This is a genomic window from Bhargavaea beijingensis (assembly GCF_900101985.1).
Lineage (GTDB): Bacteria > Bacillota > Bacilli > Bacillales_A > Planococcaceae > Bhargavaea > Bhargavaea beijingensis.
In genome coordinates, this window is the sequence record NZ_FNAR01000026.1 from 21,149 (window position 1) to 35,485 (window position 14,337).

Below are 14,337 nucleotides of genomic sequence, written 5' to 3' on the forward strand. Positions count from 1 at the left end.
CAAGCCTGTCCGGACTTATTCGGACAGGCTTGTTTGCATAGTGTGGGCACGGCCTATTTCTGGATACACCGAAGTGGTGCCTCGGCCTTCTTTACGACCCCAACTCCAATAGGGGCTACGTCGCCTCAATGAGTGGTCGTACCGCTCATTTCATCAAGGACTTCCTCAGGAATACGGATTCCTTCCACCTCGTTGAACCGGTAGTACCTGAGCTGGTAAGTGACGGTTTCTGTTTGATCTTTTTCTGTTCCGGTAACGGTATAGTGGAACCTTTTCATCATTGACGATTTGTCATCCAGACAGACTTCAAGCTGACTGCTCGCTGTTTCCGGTTGAATGGACCTGAAAGAGATGGACAAAGTTTTCTTGAATGAGTCAAAAACGCTTTGACTTTCTCCTTTATAGACCACGCGATTTCCGTCGATGGACTCCAGTTCACCTTCAACTTCGCGCAACAGCTGGATGATGTCCGCATAGCGTACCGAAGGCAGATCATCCGCTGAGAGATTTTCTGTGCTTGCGTTTGTCCATCCGTCTCCCAAATTGATCACCAGGCGTTCCCCTGCCTGGTAGTATTCCAGTTTGGATGCGTTTTCCAGGGATACGACTTCAGGCATCTCTTCATAAACAGCATGCATTTCCGGCATATCGAAGTCGGCGACTTTGATTTTCCCCGTCGTCGCCTCCTGCTCGCCATCCGCGGTTTCTACCTTGATTTCCACGTCGAGTTCATAGGAGTCCACTTCGGAGATGGTGCCGAGCAGTTCACTCAACAGCCGCTTACCGGACTGATCGCCGTCACTGGTTTTTTCGGCTTCCCCGCCGCACCCGGACAGGAAAAGGATCAACACAAGCAGCCACCATGGTTTATACATCTGCTTCCCTCCCCGGCTGTCACTCCTACTTTACCCGCGGCACAAAAAAAGAACCTGCCCACCCGCGCAGGTTCCTTCCTCCTCATTCAATTCCATCTGGATAAGCCTTTTCAAGGGTTGCGATGGAACTCAGGATGATTTCTTTCAGGACGTCCTGATCAATATCTTCTAGTTTATTGACATACACACATGACTTGCCGGAAGTATGCTTCCCCAGCCGGCAAAGCAGTGGTTCCCGCTCCGCATTGCCGACAGTCACATAAAGGCTGATTTTTGCTTTTCTCGGCGAGAACCCGACAAGCGGCGCATCACCCCCGTGGCCTGTGGCATATTTGTAGTGATATTTGCCGAAACCGATGATGGCAGGTCCCCACATCACCGCTTCCCTGCCGGTCGTTTCCGTGAACAGGTCCAGCAGCCGATAGGCATCCTCCTTCTTGCGCGGATGATCGATCTGCTCGATGAATTCGATGACACTGCTGTCGGTCGGTTTTGTTTTCTGCTCGTACAAACGGATCCCTCCCGGTTATTCCCAGTCGTACGGCGTTTCCTGGTACACATAATAATTCAGCCAGTTAGAGAACAGCAGGAACGTATGGGAGCGCCATGTGTTGAGCGGGATATTCTCCGGATCGTCGCCCGGGAAGTAATGCTCGGGGATGGCCGTGCCGAGGCCTTTGTCCCGGTCCCGCCGGTACTCGATCGCCAGCGTGTCCGCATCGTACTCGAGATGGCCGGTAATCATGATTCGCCTTTCATCCTTCGATAGGATGATGAAAGCGCCTGCCTCGTCCGATTCCGACAAAAGCAAAAGTTCCGGATGGTTCCGGACCTCTTCCGAATCCACTTCGGTGTAGCGTGAATGGGGTGCGACGTACAGGTCATTGAATCCCCTCGCCAGCCGGACAGTCGGATCGGAAATTGTATGCCGGTATACGCCAAAGCACTTCTCCGGGAGCGGCCGCTTCCCAATGCCATAGAAGTAATAAAGCGCCGCCTGCGCCCCCCAACAGATATTCAGAAGGGATGTCACGTTTTGGTCCGACCAGTCAAAGATTTCTTTTAGCTCGTCCCAGTAATTCACTTTCTCAAAGTCAAGATGCTCAATCGGCGCTCCGGTGATGATCATCCCATCGAACTTGCGATGCCTGATTTCTTCGAATGTCACATAGAACGCATCCAGGTGCGATTTGCTTGTGTTTTTCGACTCATGGCTTGCCATTGCCATGAAGGTGACATTCACCTGAAGAGGCGTATTGCCGAGCAGCCTGAGCAGCTGGAGCTCCGTCCGCTCCTTTTCCGGCATGAGATTCAGGATCAGGATGTTCAGAGGACGGATGTCCTGGGAAACTGCCCGCTCTGAGTCCATTACAAAGATTTTCTCTTCCTTCAGCGTTTTTGCGGCAGGAAGGCTTTTCGGTATGTTGATCGGCATGTCCGATTTCCCCCTTCTTCGCAGGTTGTCTATATGAAGGCATATGGATAAACCGCAATACCCAAATGATAGACGATTCCGTCCGCGAATGGTAGGAGAAAGTTCCGGAACTTCAGACGACTTCGATTAGTTTGGCAGGATCATTCCGGTGCAGACGGTAGTACTCCACCGCTGCCGGTATATAGTCGGCAAAGTCCGGGCACTTGATGCCTGCAGGTTCCAGATCCCGCTGCGCCTCCGAGCAATCATACACCGCCTCGAGCCTGAAATAATCCAGCGTCTCCTTCTCCACTTTGACCCATCGCCGCAACGGAGGAAATGACAGCATGATCCTGACCGTCGAATGGGGCATCGTGAATGAAGGCGCTTTCCCGGTCAGCGCTTCGGCAATCAGCTTGAACGCTTCTCTTGCCTGGTAAGGGTTCGGGTCTGTCAGATGATACACTTTGTCCGCTCCGACGGGGTTTCGGGACAGAAAAACGGAGGCCTCGACGATATAATCGACCGGTACCAGGTTGATCAGCGCTTGCCCTTTGCCCACGTACGGTATCGGCATCCGTGAGAACTTATCCAGGTAGCGCATCATGAAATACGGTCCGTCAAACTTGGCGGTTTCTCCGGTTTTGGAGTCTCCAAGCACGATTCCCGGCCGGATGATGGTGGTCGGGATGCGGTCTCTCAAATACTGGACAAGCACTTCCGCATCATGCTTTGTTTTTTCATAGTGATTCTTGAATTCTTGTCCAAGTGCCAGCTCGTTTTCATAAATGGTGCCTTTCCGGTCGCCGGATACATAGGCGGTGCTGAAATAAACATAGCGTTCGATCGACTTGCATTCCAGAACCCAGAGGTTCACATTTCTCGTCCCCGTGACATTCACGGACTGGGCGATGCGATCATGGACGGCAAGATCATAGATGGCCGCCAGGTGGAAAACATGGGTTACGGTTTCTTGCAGACGCTCGGACACGGCCTTCTCCATTTTTAGGCTGGTTTTCGTAATATCGCCGGCATGGATCCTGAATCGCTTGGTTCGTTTGTTCCCCCTGAGCCTCTGGACAATGCGCTCCGCCTCCGGAATGGCAGATTCCTGGACAAGCAGCTCAAATTCGGATTCCGGCTCTTCCTCGGCCAGCCTGCTGATCAGCCGTGTCGCGAGGAATCCCGGAAATCCCGTGAAAAAATAAATGCGCTTCACCAATTCCTGTATACCTCCCCCGTATCTTCTCTTTCATGGACCCGTTGTAACGATTGACTATGCCGGCTTTTCTACGCCGCCGATCCCGATTCCTTCCCGTTCAGAAAGAAAGTCAAAACAAGTTGCGTTCCCACCAATTTCGACAGCCGTTTCACCGCAGGCAAACAGGGAAAACAGAAACTATCACGGATTGGGAGGGGTCTAAATGCCAGGAAGAAATGACAATGGGCCGGAAAAGTATTTTGGAGATCGCGCCGGGACCGACAAAGCCAACTTTCATGTCGTGCCGGATGACGGCAAGTGGACATTGAAAAAAGAAGGCGAAGACGAGCACATCATGCAGGCAGATGACAAAACCCGGGCCGTGGCCCAAGCCAAAGAATTGGCGGAGGAATACGGCAGCATGGCCATCCTCCATGATGATGACGGGAAAATCGAGGATCAGGTTGAATATTGATAGACGAAGGCGGCCCTGTCATTCAGGGCCGCCTTTTGGGTTTTGGTATAATAGAACAATGGACTACAAGGAGGCGCGGCGACATGCAGGATGAGACGAATTCCATGCCCTATCGGGAAGATGAGCTTGATGAGGAGACCTTATTTATCGTCTCCCAGACGTTCAAAGCACTGTCGGACCCGACAAGGTTGCGGATCCTGAATCTTCTTTCTGAGCACGAGTATCCGGTCAATGAAATCGCTGCCCGGCTTTCCCTGCTACAGAGTACGGTTTCCCATCAGCTGCGGTTTCTGAAAAATCTCCGTCTCGTCAAGTATCGCAGGGAAGGAACTTCGCTTTTTTATTCCATTGATGATGAGCATGTGGTCGACCTGCTCCGGCAGGCAATCGGCCATGCCCGGCATCATTAAAAAAGCGTTTTCGGATCTGAGTGTTCTACGTCTCATACGTACCAACCGGTATTGGGCAAGATATTGAAATCAATCGCTTCAAAGCCCGTTCCATTTGCGGAACGGGTTTTGTTGGCGTCACGGAAAATCAGCATCTCTCTTCGGCGCTTGCCGGATGGGTGTGTCGACTGACCGGTTCCGTCAGCAAATGCTGAAACCGGGCGCGTGAATGACGAAACCGCGCTCTGCAATTCTGCCTGCGTCGCCATATTCCGATGATCGAGCAAGTTTTTGTCAATTGCATGTGCCATGCGGGCTTGGGCAGCCACCCCCGTCTGTTTCCAGCTGGATGGTGCTGTGTTCGATGGAAAATTTGTCATGGAGTATCTGATGTGCACGATGGAGCACCCGATCCGGATTGCCCTGCTCCTGTATGGTCATATGGCAGCTGAGGAGCGGCTCATCCGGTGTGATTGACCAGATGTGAAGGTCATGGACATCGGTCACTTCATCCAGCTGTTCAAGTGACATCCGGACTTCTTCCGGATCGATCCCATCGGGGGACGATTCCATCAGGACGTTGGCGGCATCCTTCGTCACCCGCCATCCACTCACAAGAACAAGTATCGAGACGATGATACTGGCAATCGGGTCAGCGATCCACCAGCCGAACAGCATCATCAGTAACGCGGCGGTAATCGCCCCGACGGATCCGAGCATATCACCGATCACATGCAGGAACGCGCTCCGCACATTCAGATTGTCATCCTTCTCTCCCCGCATGAGGATAAAAGCTGCCGCAATGTTGACGATCAGCCCGATCACTGCAATAACAAGCATACCGGTGCTTTGTACTTCCGGCGGGGCCATGAAACGTCGGACCGCTTCAAACATAATTACCGCTGAAATGACGATAAGCGTGATCCCATTGACCGCCGCGGCCAGGATTTCAAATCGGCGGTAGCCAAACGACTTCTCCCCTGTCGCCTTTCTGGTGCCCAGAAGGATGGCGGCAAAGCTGAGGCCGAGTGCTGCCGAATCGCTCAGCATATGGCCTGCATCCGACAAGAGCGCAAGGCTGTTGGTCAGGAAGCCGCCGATAAATTCCACAGCCATGAAAGCCGTGATTAAGATAAACGCCCAGAATAATGCTTTTTTATTGGAAGATGTGTGACTGTGACTGTGAGAATGACCGTGATGATGGCCCATAATGTCTCCTCCTGAACTATTATATGATTATATGCTCATATACACATTATGTCAGTCTGTTCACTAATGTGCAAACAGTTCACTTTTCTTTTACCCTATTCTTGCAACGGCATGACCGAGCGAATAAAAGAAGCAACCGCCCGACAGTTGCTCCGGTCCCTTATTGTCTTGCCGGGATTATATGAAATCAGAAGGATCGGCAACATGCAAACCAGGCCCTGTGCATCGATACGCGCACAGGGCCAAGTCTCACTGTTTGATCAGATTTTCCGACTCTAGATACCCTCTTGCAACTTCTTCCGCATCCACTCCGTCAACATTGACCCGATAATTCATTTCACGCATTTCTTCATCCGTGATTTTGCCGGACAGCACATTCAGCGCCCGCACAACTTCCGGGTAGCCTTCTGCAGTTTCCTCCAACATAAGCGGCGCTCCCTGATATGGCGGGAACAGTTTTCTGTCATCCGCCAGCACGTTCAAATCGTAGCGTTCAATTTCACTGTCCGTCGAATAAGCATCAACCAGATTGATGTCGCCTGATTCAACCGCCGTGTACCTCAGTTTCGGCTCCATTGTGACGATTTCATGAAACTCAATGCCGTATAAGGATTGGATGCCCAAGTAACCGTCTTCACGGTCCGAGAATTCCAGCGTGAATCCCGCCCGGACCTGATTCTCAATTTGTTTTAAATCTGAGATGGTCGTCAAACCGTGCTTTTCTGCAAATGCTGCCGGCACGGCAAGCGCATAGGTGTTGTTGTATTGCATCGGGTCCAGCAAGGTCATTCCGTATTGTTCCGCCAGGCCGTCTCTTGCCTGTTCGTAGACTTCCCGGCTGTCCGTGCTGTCAGCCGTTTCCTTCAGGAATTCGGAAATCGCCGTCCCGGTGAATTCCGGGTAGATATCGACTTCCCCCGAACGAAGGGCGTTAAACACGAAACTCGTCTTGCCGAGCCCGGGCTTCAGTTCGACCTTCAGGTCGGTCTCTTCCTCGATGAGTAGTTTGTACATATTGATCAGAATTTCCGGTTCAGCACCGAGCTTGCCGGCGATGACCAGCTTGCTTTCATCCTCCGAAAATAGGGGGGCCAGCAAAATCATGAGGGCAATTACAGAAATCCCTGCAATCGCGACCAGGCTTGTCCGGAAAGGCAATTTCTCAAATTTCTTCAGGATCAAATCAAAGATGATGGCAAGCATGGCCGCGGGAATGGCACCCAGCACGATCAGGGAAGGATTGTTCCGATCGATTCCGAGGAGGATCAAATCGCCAAGCCCTCCTGCGCCAATCAGTGCCGCAAGCGTGGCCGTTCCGATGATGAGGACAGTGGAGGTACGGATGCCCGCCATGATGACCGGCATGGCGAGCGGCAGCTCCACTTTCAATAGCCGCCGGCGTGTATTCATGCCCAGCGCCTTGGCCGCTTCGGTAAGTGACGGGTCAATTTCCCGGATACCGGTATATGTATTGCGCAGGATGGGAAGAAGCGCATAGGCGGTCAGTGCGATGATGGCCGGGATCCGGCCGATGCCCACAAGCGGAATCAACAGACCCAGCAAGGCAAGCGACGGGATGGTCTGGATAACGGAGGCTATTCCGATGATTCCATCAGCCAGCTTCCGCCGCCTGGTCAGGAAAATACCCGCCGGCACTGCAATCAGAACTGCAATCAGCAGAGCGATAAATGAAATCCCGATATGCTCCAAAAGCGCAGTCCATAAATCGCTTTTCCGTTGGTTAAAAACCGAAAGAAACTCATTCATGGTGACCGATCCCCCTCCCGTTTGCCGCAAGCAGCCTAAAAGCTGTGGCACGGTCAATGAGGCCGATCAGCGTTCCACCGTCTTCCACAGCCACCCATTCATGATCGGCCATCGCACTGACGAGACGGTCTGCCTGAACCTCTGCAGGAACAACGGCTTGTGTTTGAGGAACTGCGGCCGGAGCGGCAGACACCCATTGCCTCAAGTCCAGGAGAGCGTGCATGCTGCCCTGCTCCCTGCCGATGAATTCCCGGACAAATGCCCCGGCAGGATTCCGTCTCAGTTCATCAGGCGTGCCGGTTTGAACCACCTTCCCCTCCCGCATCAGACAGATCCGATCTGCCAGCTTGAGCGCTTCATTCATATCGTGGGTGACAAACATCGTGGTCTTTCCGAACGTCCCTTTCAGCCGCAGAAGGTCATCCTGAAGTTTTTCCCTCGCTAACGGATCAAGTGCGCTAAACGGTTCGTCCATCAGGAGGATCTCCGGATCGGCTGCCAATGCCCGGACCACGCCGACACGCTGTTGCTGGCCACCGGAAAGTTCGGATGGTTTGCGCTTCGCGAAAACGGCCGGATCAAGGCCAACCTGCTCCATCAGTTCATGGGTGCGCTGTTTTACCTTCCGTTTTTCCATTCGTTTCATTTCGGGAACCACTTCGATATTTTCCTCCACGCTCATGTGCGGAAAAAGAGCAATTTGCTGAAGCACATACCCTATATTCCAGCGCAGCCTGCTGATTTCATAGCTTTCGGCATTTTTCCCGTTAATGAGGATTGTTCCGGTTGTTGGTTCGATCAGCCGATTGACCATTTTGAGGGTAGTTGTTTTTCCACATCCGCTTGGCCCGATCAGGGCGATGAATTCTCCGCGTTTAATCTCCAAGTCAAGGGAATCAACAGCTTTAAAACCATCCCCGTATTGTTTTGACACATTCTGAAATTCAATAATGGATGTGATCATTTCTCACTCCCTTCCGATTGTTGTTCCCATTTTATCACTTACATAAAAAAACGGCGGCCCGGAATGGTCCCGGATCGCCAATTTATCTTATTGAAACTGATTTTTGCCTTGCCAGCCATTCCGCGATGATCACCGTCAAATTTGGGGAGGATCGGTTTGTCTGCAATGGATTTGCACTCTTTCATAAGTCCGAGCATGGGGTGCTCGCCTCCATACTCTTTCAGAAAATGATTCATGTCCGGGATGATAGGCCATTCGGATTCTCCCGGCACGCTTTCTGTGATTACCCGCGCATGTTCCGGCGGCACTTGGAGATCTTTTTCGGCGGTTTCCGCAAGAACCGGGCAATCAGCCTGTTCCAGGTATTCCACAACATTGTAGTTCAAAGTCTCCCTAAGCCATTTTGCATTGAGTTTGATCCCTTTCACCCTCATGATAGGCTTATCGGATTTGACCACTTTCTCAAAAATCCGTTGATTTTTTCTCGCCAGATCCCCGATTGATCACCCGAATCGCAGGGCTCTGGAAGAGTGCCTCACATCGCTCGAAAACAGACTTGATACGGTCACATTCGCTTCCGGAATGGCGGCGATTTCTTTTCTGATCGAATCGCTTCCAGCCGAAAAACCCTGACGCATCGTGATGCCTGATGATATGTATCATGGAATCCGTTCCCTTCCTGCAGACACGGATATCGGAACCAACTTTGACGTTGCGTTTGCGGATGTGACCGATCTCACTCAAGTTGAGGAAACCATCCATTCGGCACCGACCGGTCTTGTCTGGATGGAGTCCCCTTCCAATCCCCAGCTGAAGTGACCCACATTAAGGCAACGAAATCTGAAGTTCTTTCACAAACACCGCTCTCCCTGTAATTCGAACATCTAAGGTTTCTGGATTTTTCGAGACATGTACTCCAACACGACCATCTTTTCCGATTTCCTGCCCCTGCTCCACAACAAGATCGAGCTGATCGGTGAATCCCGGATGAATGAACTTGGCATAGTAAGCGCCCATGACTGCGGAGGCTGTTCCTGTAACGGCATCTTCGACAGTACCTGAAAAAGGAGAGCTGAAATGCCTGCCATGCATGTCCGCGGCCGGATCGTGGGTTTCCAGGCAGAACGGATGGACTGATGCACGCGGCACTTCCTGAAGAATGTCAGGGAAGTGCTCGTTATCAGGCTTCATCCTTTGAAACGCGGAAAGAAGCTTTACGGGAACGAGCAGTGTCCAGCTTCCTGTACTACCATAAACGATCGGCAAAGCCGGATGCAGATCGGACTCCTTTATGCCCATCAAAAACATCAGTTCTTTTTTAGAGCCCCCGTATTCAATGAACTTAGGAGCTGCCTGTTTCATCGTAATGGCCCATTCACCATCGTGGTTTCTGCTGAGTTGAAGAGGCAGAATCCCTGCCTTGGTCTCAATTGTCAGCTGGTCTTTCCCGCCCAATTCGCCCCTGCTGGCCAATGCGAAAATCATCGCCATGGTCGCATGGCCACACAGATTCGTCTCATAGCCAGGAGTGAAATAACGGATACTCAAGTCTGCTTGATCCGAATCCAGTAAAAATGCTGTCTCGTTGTAACCTGCTTTAGCGGCAATCTCCTGCATGTCCGAGTCCGTAAGACCGCGACTGTCCAATACCACTCCTGCCGGATTGCCTTTATTGGGTTGGGTGCTGAATGCATCATATTGACAGACCGTAACTAATTTCAATTCATCTTCCCCCGATTCACATCGTTCACCTTTTTCTCTTCACAAACCTTGGTACTTGGGACCAATCGGATACCAAAATACTGTTTGAGAACAGCCGCCATCTTCTGATCATCAATCGTTATTTTCCGCTTTTCATTGAGCCCGGTAATGGTTAGTTTGTTACCCGACAGTGTCAGCCGGCCTTCCGGCGCAGCCAGCGAGACGAGCGGACGTGCTGTAAAATGCGATTCGGAGGAAGTCTGGTTAAACCGGCAGGCCTCTTTGAAATCACTTAATGTCCTTCGGCTCGTATGGAGGCGGTAAAGCGTCTTCCAACCGGCATTTCCTTGGCTTTTTTGGAGATCAAAGTCCTTATCTCCCACTTTTTTTAGTCTGTAAACTCCGCTTACATCTTTTCGTTCTTCTCCGGATAACGGAAGTGGCACCCTGACTGAATCACCGAAACCGACATCAACCAAATAAGGTTGCTCCAAATCAACAATCAGGCAGGCATGGCTTCCCATCATCGTCCATCCACCATCCGGCCGTCTGACTGTGGCTGATGCCAGCCTGCTGGTAAAGCCCAAATTCTGCAGAAGCCAGTTAAACAATCCATTTAACTCATAACAAAACCCGCCACGGTCATTCCGAACAATTTTATTGTAGTAAGTCTCCACGTCAAGCGGAATCCAAACCGCTCGGATCACATCCAGATTTTCAAACGGGATATGAAGCAGGTGTTGCTCTTGCAGATGTCTGAGACTTTCCAAATTAGCTTTAACGGGTCCATTCCAACCGATGCGCCGGAGATACGGTTCGATCTTCATTTCATTCCCCCTTCAATTTCTTTCATGAGTTTGCCCAATGCACAGGGGCTATTCCCGCTTCATGATACCTCGTTGCAAATCAATCATTTCCTTTGCCAGCTTCCCGACTCTCTCCTTCATCTGCATATCCGTCAGTTCATCTGTTTCAATATCAAAGGAGTCGTTCAGGATGAAGACGTTATTGGTGGGTATGAGGCCCTTAAAATAAGAAAGAATCGACCCGAGATGATAGTTCAGCACCAGAAAATGCTTATCCGTCAGTCCGGTTGCAACCATGCCTGTCACCTTGTTCCTGAATGCATGTTCCGGTAAATGGTCGAACAGGTTTTTAAGCGCTCCTGTAAGAGACGCCTGATAAATGGGCGTCCCAAAAACGAGAAAATCTGCAGACAGGATCTTTTGAACGACGTTCCATGTGTCCTCATTGTAAGCGGCCAAGGGAAGACCGGCCGCAAATTCAATTTCAAAATCTCTCAGATCTATTAATTCTGTCTGAATGCCCGGGTCCAGATGGCGCACGGCAGCCAAGACGCTGCTTACCGCTACTGCCGTTTTTTCACCGGCAAGGGTTCCGGAAACACCGACTAGCTTCATGGATGTCTACCTCTTTTTCTTAGTTGGCTTATGGTATCTGTATTCCGCTCGATTTAGTCCCTTCGAGAACGTTTGGAAGCCGGATCTAGCCAGGAGAATATGTTCGTGGTACTAGATTCACACGACGGCTTCCGCCGGGGGTTATGGAAATAGAGAGGCCGTTACGCTGAATACGCTTTTGCGCGATGGATCTTAATCCATTTGGAATCACAAAAAGCAACCGCCTTTATTTTATCTGGCGACTGCTTTTAGACTATTTATTCAATGCTTTTTTGATAACCAATTATTTCTCACTCAAGTGAGTTAGATATAAAATAATCGGTTGTTCATTTTCATTATACCAAATTTGTTGTGTTGTTTTCTCTTTGATATTGAAGAACAAAATTTTAGTATTGTTTTCAATGTCGTCAGCGATAAAATAAAACCAGGGCATGGTGGGAATTGGAGAAATAGTATTCCGGGTGAGCCTATAAAATCAATTAAAGATTTTTAGGGAGATGAAATTTTATGGAGAAGATGAAATTGAAAGTTGATGATGATTCCAATAAATTAAAGTATGTATCTATTATCAGGCAGAATAACGGGGCAAGTATTCAAGATACCAAAACAAATATTGAAGATAATAAAGTAGTGCTACAATGTGATTATTTTGATACAGATGAATTAAAAGTTTTTAAGGAAACAATGGAGGATTTAATGAGTAAGGGGGCTACGATACAACTGTTTCAAGATGATAGAGAGGTTCAGATTGATTATATTAGTAATCTTATTAGTTCGTATGAACAAATTGCTGAAGACAGAGAAAGGCTAGATGATAGAATTTTAGGCGATGATTAAGAACAGAGTAGGTATTAAAACGTTCAGTAACAACTTTATATATTGAATTGTTCTTTAGATCACTTTTATTGGACCATAATTAACAATTAAAATATGCCTTCAAGAAATCAAAAAACGATGACCAACTTTCTTTTAACTCTCCTTTTAAAAGCAGTTCATCCCCACCCTCAAAATTAACTATATAAACTTTATCTGTTACAGTATCAAGCACTATAGTTACGAATTTTCATTAAGCATTATCAATGTCATCCAAAGTTAAACTTTATAATAAAAAAGCAAAAGCACCTGCTGTCTTTTTAACACTCAAATGCCCTGCTCCATACTTTAACAATTTAGTCTATATTCATGGACATTCTCTTTATAGTACTCATATACTTCATTTTCCACATGACTCATAATATGGTTCACATCTTGAATAAAGTTGTGGAATGCATCTCTTTGTGTGTTTGAAAAATCGGCCTCTTCATGCGCATCAACACTCAATAGTATTTTTTTCTCGACGTTAAACATTCCAATAGCCATTTCGCCTCGCCAGAATTTTTTTTATATTCCAGTTCTCCAAACAACTCATCATCAATCATTATCATTTTATTTACTCTCCCAACTTAACTTTTATGTTATATTCGCCAATTCGACCCAAATGTTTAAAGACTATTAATCTTGTGATCTACGTTCTCAACAGTAAAAGGTCGTTTTCAATCGTTGTTAAAACCAATGTTTGTGTAGTATCAAAAACGTTTAGTTGTTTCACGGTTTGATTAAGATGAGTTTTCGTGTCAGTCCTGTTAGCTCTTTGAAATAGCAATTAATAATAATGACAAAAACGCTGAACATTGACTTCAGCGTTTATATAGTAACTAACTAATAAATTGAGAATAACTTAGTTAAAAAATAGAAATATTCTATGAATAAAATAAAAAGTTACCTTTTTAATATTAATTTCCCAATTAATTCTTGAATATTTTTAGCAATATGCACGAATGAACCTCTTTCAAAGTCTTCTAATTGAACTATTCCACTTTTATTCTCAATAACCACTAGCAACCCATTTCCTTCAATTCCAATAGGTATATTCTCTAATCTATCCCCATGATTTTTTTATCCCCCTTCAAAGACTCTCTGAAGGAACTTACTTCAGCATTCGGCAGAACAGGTTCTAATTTAATATAGTGCTCCTTGAAAAATCCATCCAAGTCCGCAAACCAGTATGAGTTAAAATAATCTACTATTGATTTATGCATATTTATTCCAAATTCATCTTCTAATGATTTAAGATCTTGCGAAACAGTCATTTCTACTGGCTTCCAAAAGATAAATTCGTCCTCATCAACTTCACCTTCATAAATTATTAGATTATCATCATTATTAATTGGTGTTTTAAATAAAAAATCTAACCCTTCGGCAGCTACCTCATTCCTCATCAGAAAATATTTCTTCATTACTTCTTTTGTGGACAAAGTTATCACCCTTTATTTATTTAAAAATTTTTCAAGTAATTTAGCATACTTACTGTCATTTCCCCATACACCAGCAGTCTTTTCTGCATTATGGATACCACCTGTTCCTGGATGCAACTTTGAAGGTACTGCAACTGCTTGACCACCCCCACCTACATGATGATGAATTAATGTATCATTATACAATTCCTTTATATCATATTGAGGGAAATGTTCTCTAAATGTTTTATCATTTATAGGGGAGAAACCCAATTTTATTTTTTGTGTATTTGCTTTGCTTAAACTTTCCGGATGTTTATTCATTATTCTTTCCAATAAAAGTCTTTATTGCGTAACCAACCTTCTGCATTGGTACCCGATTTCCCCTTACCCTCATAAGGCATTTCCACTGTAATTCTAGGGTCAGCAGTATATTTCTCCCCCATTTTATTTAAATCTGCATTTCTATAAGTTCGTATTGGATGATTAGCATTATCTGTACCCTTAGTAACAGCTTTCTCTGTTACTCCATTAACTGCACTTTCAGCTTTCACCATTGTAATCAGTTGATCCTTCAACTGTACACCATTGACCACATTGTAAGGGATTCCTCCTGCCATAGCCAACTGAGAACGTGGCGTATATGGC

At 47.6% G+C, this 14,337-nt stretch carries 16 protein-coding genes and 4 pseudogenes; 4 read left to right on the plus strand and 16 right to left on the minus strand.

The window, feature by feature from the left end; genetic code table 11:
- Positions 1 to 125 precede the first annotated feature (125 nt).
- The 4 genes from BLT01_RS13665 to BLT01_RS13680 all read right to left on the minus strand — a co-directional run bounded on the left by BLT01_RS13665 (position 126) and on the right by BLT01_RS13680 (position 3,508).
- On the minus strand, positions 126 to 875 hold the full coding sequence (locus BLT01_RS13665) for a hypothetical protein (protein WP_092098691.1): 750 nt from the start codon (positions 873 to 875) through the stop codon (positions 126 to 128).
- An 82-nt stretch (positions 876 to 957) separates the two neighbouring features.
- Positions 958 to 1,386, minus strand: a complete 429-nt coding sequence (locus BLT01_RS13670; protein WP_092098693.1) for a DUF1801 domain-containing protein — start codon at positions 1,384 to 1,386, stop codon at positions 958 to 960.
- A 15-nt stretch (positions 1,387 to 1,401) separates the two neighbouring features.
- Positions 1,402 to 2,310, minus strand: coding sequence for a homoserine O-acetyltransferase MetA (gene metA / locus BLT01_RS13675; protein WP_092098695.1), 909 nt, complete (start codon positions 2,308 to 2,310; stop codon positions 1,402 to 1,404).
- 112 nt (positions 2,311 to 2,422) lie between these two features.
- Entirely contained in the window at positions 2,423 to 3,508 is a 1,086-nt protein-coding gene (locus BLT01_RS13680; protein ID WP_312024156.1) for an SDR family oxidoreductase, read from the minus strand.
- Positions 3,509 to 3,713: 205 nt separating this feature from the next.
- On the opposite strand from BLT01_RS13680, the gene BLT01_RS13685 reads away from it, so the two are divergent.
- Positions 3,714 to 3,965 (plus strand): DUF2188 domain-containing protein, encoded by a 252-nt coding sequence (locus tag BLT01_RS13685; RefSeq protein ID WP_092098699.1) that lies wholly within the window; start codon positions 3,714 to 3,716, stop codon positions 3,963 to 3,965.
- Between the two features lie 83 nt (positions 3,966 to 4,048).
- A complete protein-coding gene (locus tag BLT01_RS13690; protein WP_092098701.1) occupies positions 4,049 to 4,375 on the plus strand; it encodes an ArsR/SmtB family transcription factor in 327 nt (108 codons plus the stop codon).
- Positions 4,376 to 4,407: 32 nt separating this feature from the next.
- Here the strand turns inward: BLT01_RS13690 and BLT01_RS13695 are convergent, their stop codons facing one another.
- The 5 genes from BLT01_RS13695 to BLT01_RS13715 all read right to left on the minus strand — a co-directional run bounded on the left by BLT01_RS13695 (position 4,408) and on the right by BLT01_RS13715 (position 8,722).
- The gene (locus BLT01_RS13695) at positions 4,408 to 4,665 is read right to left on the minus strand and encodes a hypothetical protein (RefSeq protein ID WP_092098703.1); all 258 of its coding nucleotides are present in this window, start codon (positions 4,663 to 4,665) and stop codon (positions 4,408 to 4,410) included.
- The gene (locus tag BLT01_RS13700; RefSeq protein WP_092098705.1) at positions 4,649 to 5,563 is read right to left on the minus strand and encodes a cation diffusion facilitator family transporter; all 915 of its coding nucleotides are present in this window, start codon (positions 5,561 to 5,563) and stop codon (positions 4,649 to 4,651) included. Before BLT01_RS13700 ends, BLT01_RS13695 begins: the two co-directional genes overlap by 17 nt.
- A gap of 249 nt (positions 5,564 to 5,812) precedes the next feature.
- Positions 5,813 to 7,330, minus strand: coding sequence for an ABC transporter permease/substrate-binding protein (locus BLT01_RS13705; protein ID WP_092098707.1), 1,518 nt, complete (start codon positions 7,328 to 7,330; stop codon positions 5,813 to 5,815).
- Entirely contained in the window at positions 7,323 to 8,282 is a 960-nt protein-coding gene (locus tag BLT01_RS13710; RefSeq protein WP_092098723.1) for an ABC transporter ATP-binding protein, read from the minus strand. The genes BLT01_RS13705 and BLT01_RS13710 overlap by 8 nt, the downstream gene beginning before the upstream one ends.
- 50 nt (positions 8,283 to 8,332) lie before the next feature.
- A complete protein-coding gene (locus BLT01_RS13715; RefSeq protein ID WP_125904158.1) occupies positions 8,333 to 8,722 on the minus strand; it encodes an alpha/beta fold hydrolase in 390 nt (129 codons plus the stop codon).
- A 214-nt stretch (positions 8,723 to 8,936) separates the two neighbouring features.
- Here BLT01_RS13715 and BLT01_RS15420 point away from each other — a divergent pair, with 214 nt between their 5' ends.
- A complete protein-coding gene (locus BLT01_RS15420; RefSeq protein ID WP_376739645.1) occupies positions 8,937 to 9,113 on the plus strand; it encodes a hypothetical protein in 177 nt (58 codons plus the stop codon).
- A 6-nt stretch (positions 9,114 to 9,119) separates the two neighbouring features.
- On the opposite strand, the gene BLT01_RS13720 is transcribed toward BLT01_RS15420, so the two are convergent.
- Genes BLT01_RS13720 through BLT01_RS13730 form a run of 3 tightly spaced genes read right to left on the minus strand, consistent with a single transcriptional unit; the run spans position 9,120 to position 11,416 of the window.
- Positions 9,120 to 10,016 (minus strand): PhzF family phenazine biosynthesis protein, encoded by an 897-nt coding sequence (locus BLT01_RS13720; protein ID WP_092098711.1) that lies wholly within the window; start codon positions 10,014 to 10,016, stop codon positions 9,120 to 9,122.
- Positions 10,013 to 10,822: an arylamine N-acetyltransferase family protein gene (locus BLT01_RS13725; RefSeq protein ID WP_092098713.1), complete on the minus strand. Its 810-nt coding sequence runs from the start codon at positions 10,820 to 10,822 to the stop codon at positions 10,013 to 10,015. The genes BLT01_RS13720 and BLT01_RS13725 overlap by 4 nt, the downstream gene beginning before the upstream one ends.
- A 48-nt stretch (positions 10,823 to 10,870) precedes the next feature.
- Positions 10,871 to 11,416, minus strand: a complete 546-nt coding sequence (locus BLT01_RS13730; protein WP_092098715.1) for an NADPH-dependent FMN reductase — start codon at positions 11,414 to 11,416, stop codon at positions 10,871 to 10,873.
- Between the two features lie 507 nt (positions 11,417 to 11,923).
- On the opposite strand from BLT01_RS13730, the gene BLT01_RS13735 reads away from it, so the two are divergent.
- Positions 11,924 to 12,253, plus strand: a complete 330-nt coding sequence (locus BLT01_RS13735) for a hypothetical protein (RefSeq protein ID WP_092098717.1) — start codon at positions 11,924 to 11,926, stop codon at positions 12,251 to 12,253.
- Between the two features lie 79 nt (positions 12,254 to 12,332).
- On the opposite strand, the pseudogene BLT01_RS15540 reads toward BLT01_RS13735, so the two are convergent.
- The 4 pseudogenes from BLT01_RS15540 to BLT01_RS15590 all read right to left on the minus strand — a co-directional run.
- Positions 12,333 to 12,467, minus strand: a pseudogene (locus BLT01_RS15540) (SMI1/KNR4 family protein); the annotation flags it as partial.
- Positions 12,468 to 12,577: 110 nt separating this feature from the next.
- Positions 12,578 to 12,778, minus strand: a pseudogene (locus tag BLT01_RS15585) (DUF6985 domain-containing protein); the annotation flags it as partial.
- Between the two features lie 396 nt (positions 12,779 to 13,174).
- Positions 13,175 to 13,692 (minus strand): annotated as a pseudogene (locus BLT01_RS13745) (SecY-interacting protein Syd).
- A gap of 30 nt (positions 13,693 to 13,722) precedes the next feature.
- A pseudogene (locus BLT01_RS15590) lies at positions 13,723 to 14,309 on the minus strand (hypothetical protein).
- Positions 14,310 to 14,337 lie beyond the last annotated feature (28 nt).

Excerpts from the sequence above, each read along its gene's own strand:
- BLT01_RS13725 (WP_092098713.1), bottom strand. The coding sequence starts at position 10,822 with ATGAAGATCGAACCGTATCTCCGGCGCATCGGTTGGAATGGACCCGTT.
- metA (WP_092098695.1), bottom strand. The coding sequence starts at position 2,310 with ATGCCGATCAACATACCGAAAAGCCTTCCTGCCGCAAAAACGCTGAAG.
- BLT01_RS13700 (WP_092098705.1), bottom strand. The coding sequence starts at position 5,563 with ATGGGCCATCATCACGGTCATTCTCACAGTCACAGTCACACATCTTCC.
- BLT01_RS13730 (WP_092098715.1), bottom strand. The coding sequence starts at position 11,416 with ATGAAGCTAGTCGGTGTTTCCGGAACCCTTGCCGGTGAAAAAACGGCA.
- BLT01_RS13735 (WP_092098717.1), top strand. The coding sequence starts at position 11,924 with ATGGAGAAGATGAAATTGAAAGTTGATGATGATTCCAATAAATTAAAG.
- BLT01_RS15420 (WP_376739645.1), top strand. The coding sequence starts at position 8,937 with ATGCCTGATGATATGTATCATGGAATCCGTTCCCTTCCTGCAGACACG.
- BLT01_RS13665 (WP_092098691.1), bottom strand. The coding sequence starts at position 875 with ATGTATAAACCATGGTGGCTGCTTGTGTTGATCCTTTTCCTGTCCGGG.
- BLT01_RS13690 (WP_092098701.1), top strand. The coding sequence starts at position 4,049 with ATGCAGGATGAGACGAATTCCATGCCCTATCGGGAAGATGAGCTTGAT.
- BLT01_RS13705 (WP_092098707.1), bottom strand. The coding sequence starts at position 7,330 with ATGAATGAGTTTCTTTCGGTTTTTAACCAACGGAAAAGCGATTTATGG.
- BLT01_RS13695 (WP_092098703.1), bottom strand. The coding sequence starts at position 4,665 with ATGGCACATGCAATTGACAAAAACTTGCTCGATCATCGGAATATGGCG.
- BLT01_RS13685 (WP_092098699.1), top strand. The coding sequence starts at position 3,714 with ATGCCAGGAAGAAATGACAATGGGCCGGAAAAGTATTTTGGAGATCGC.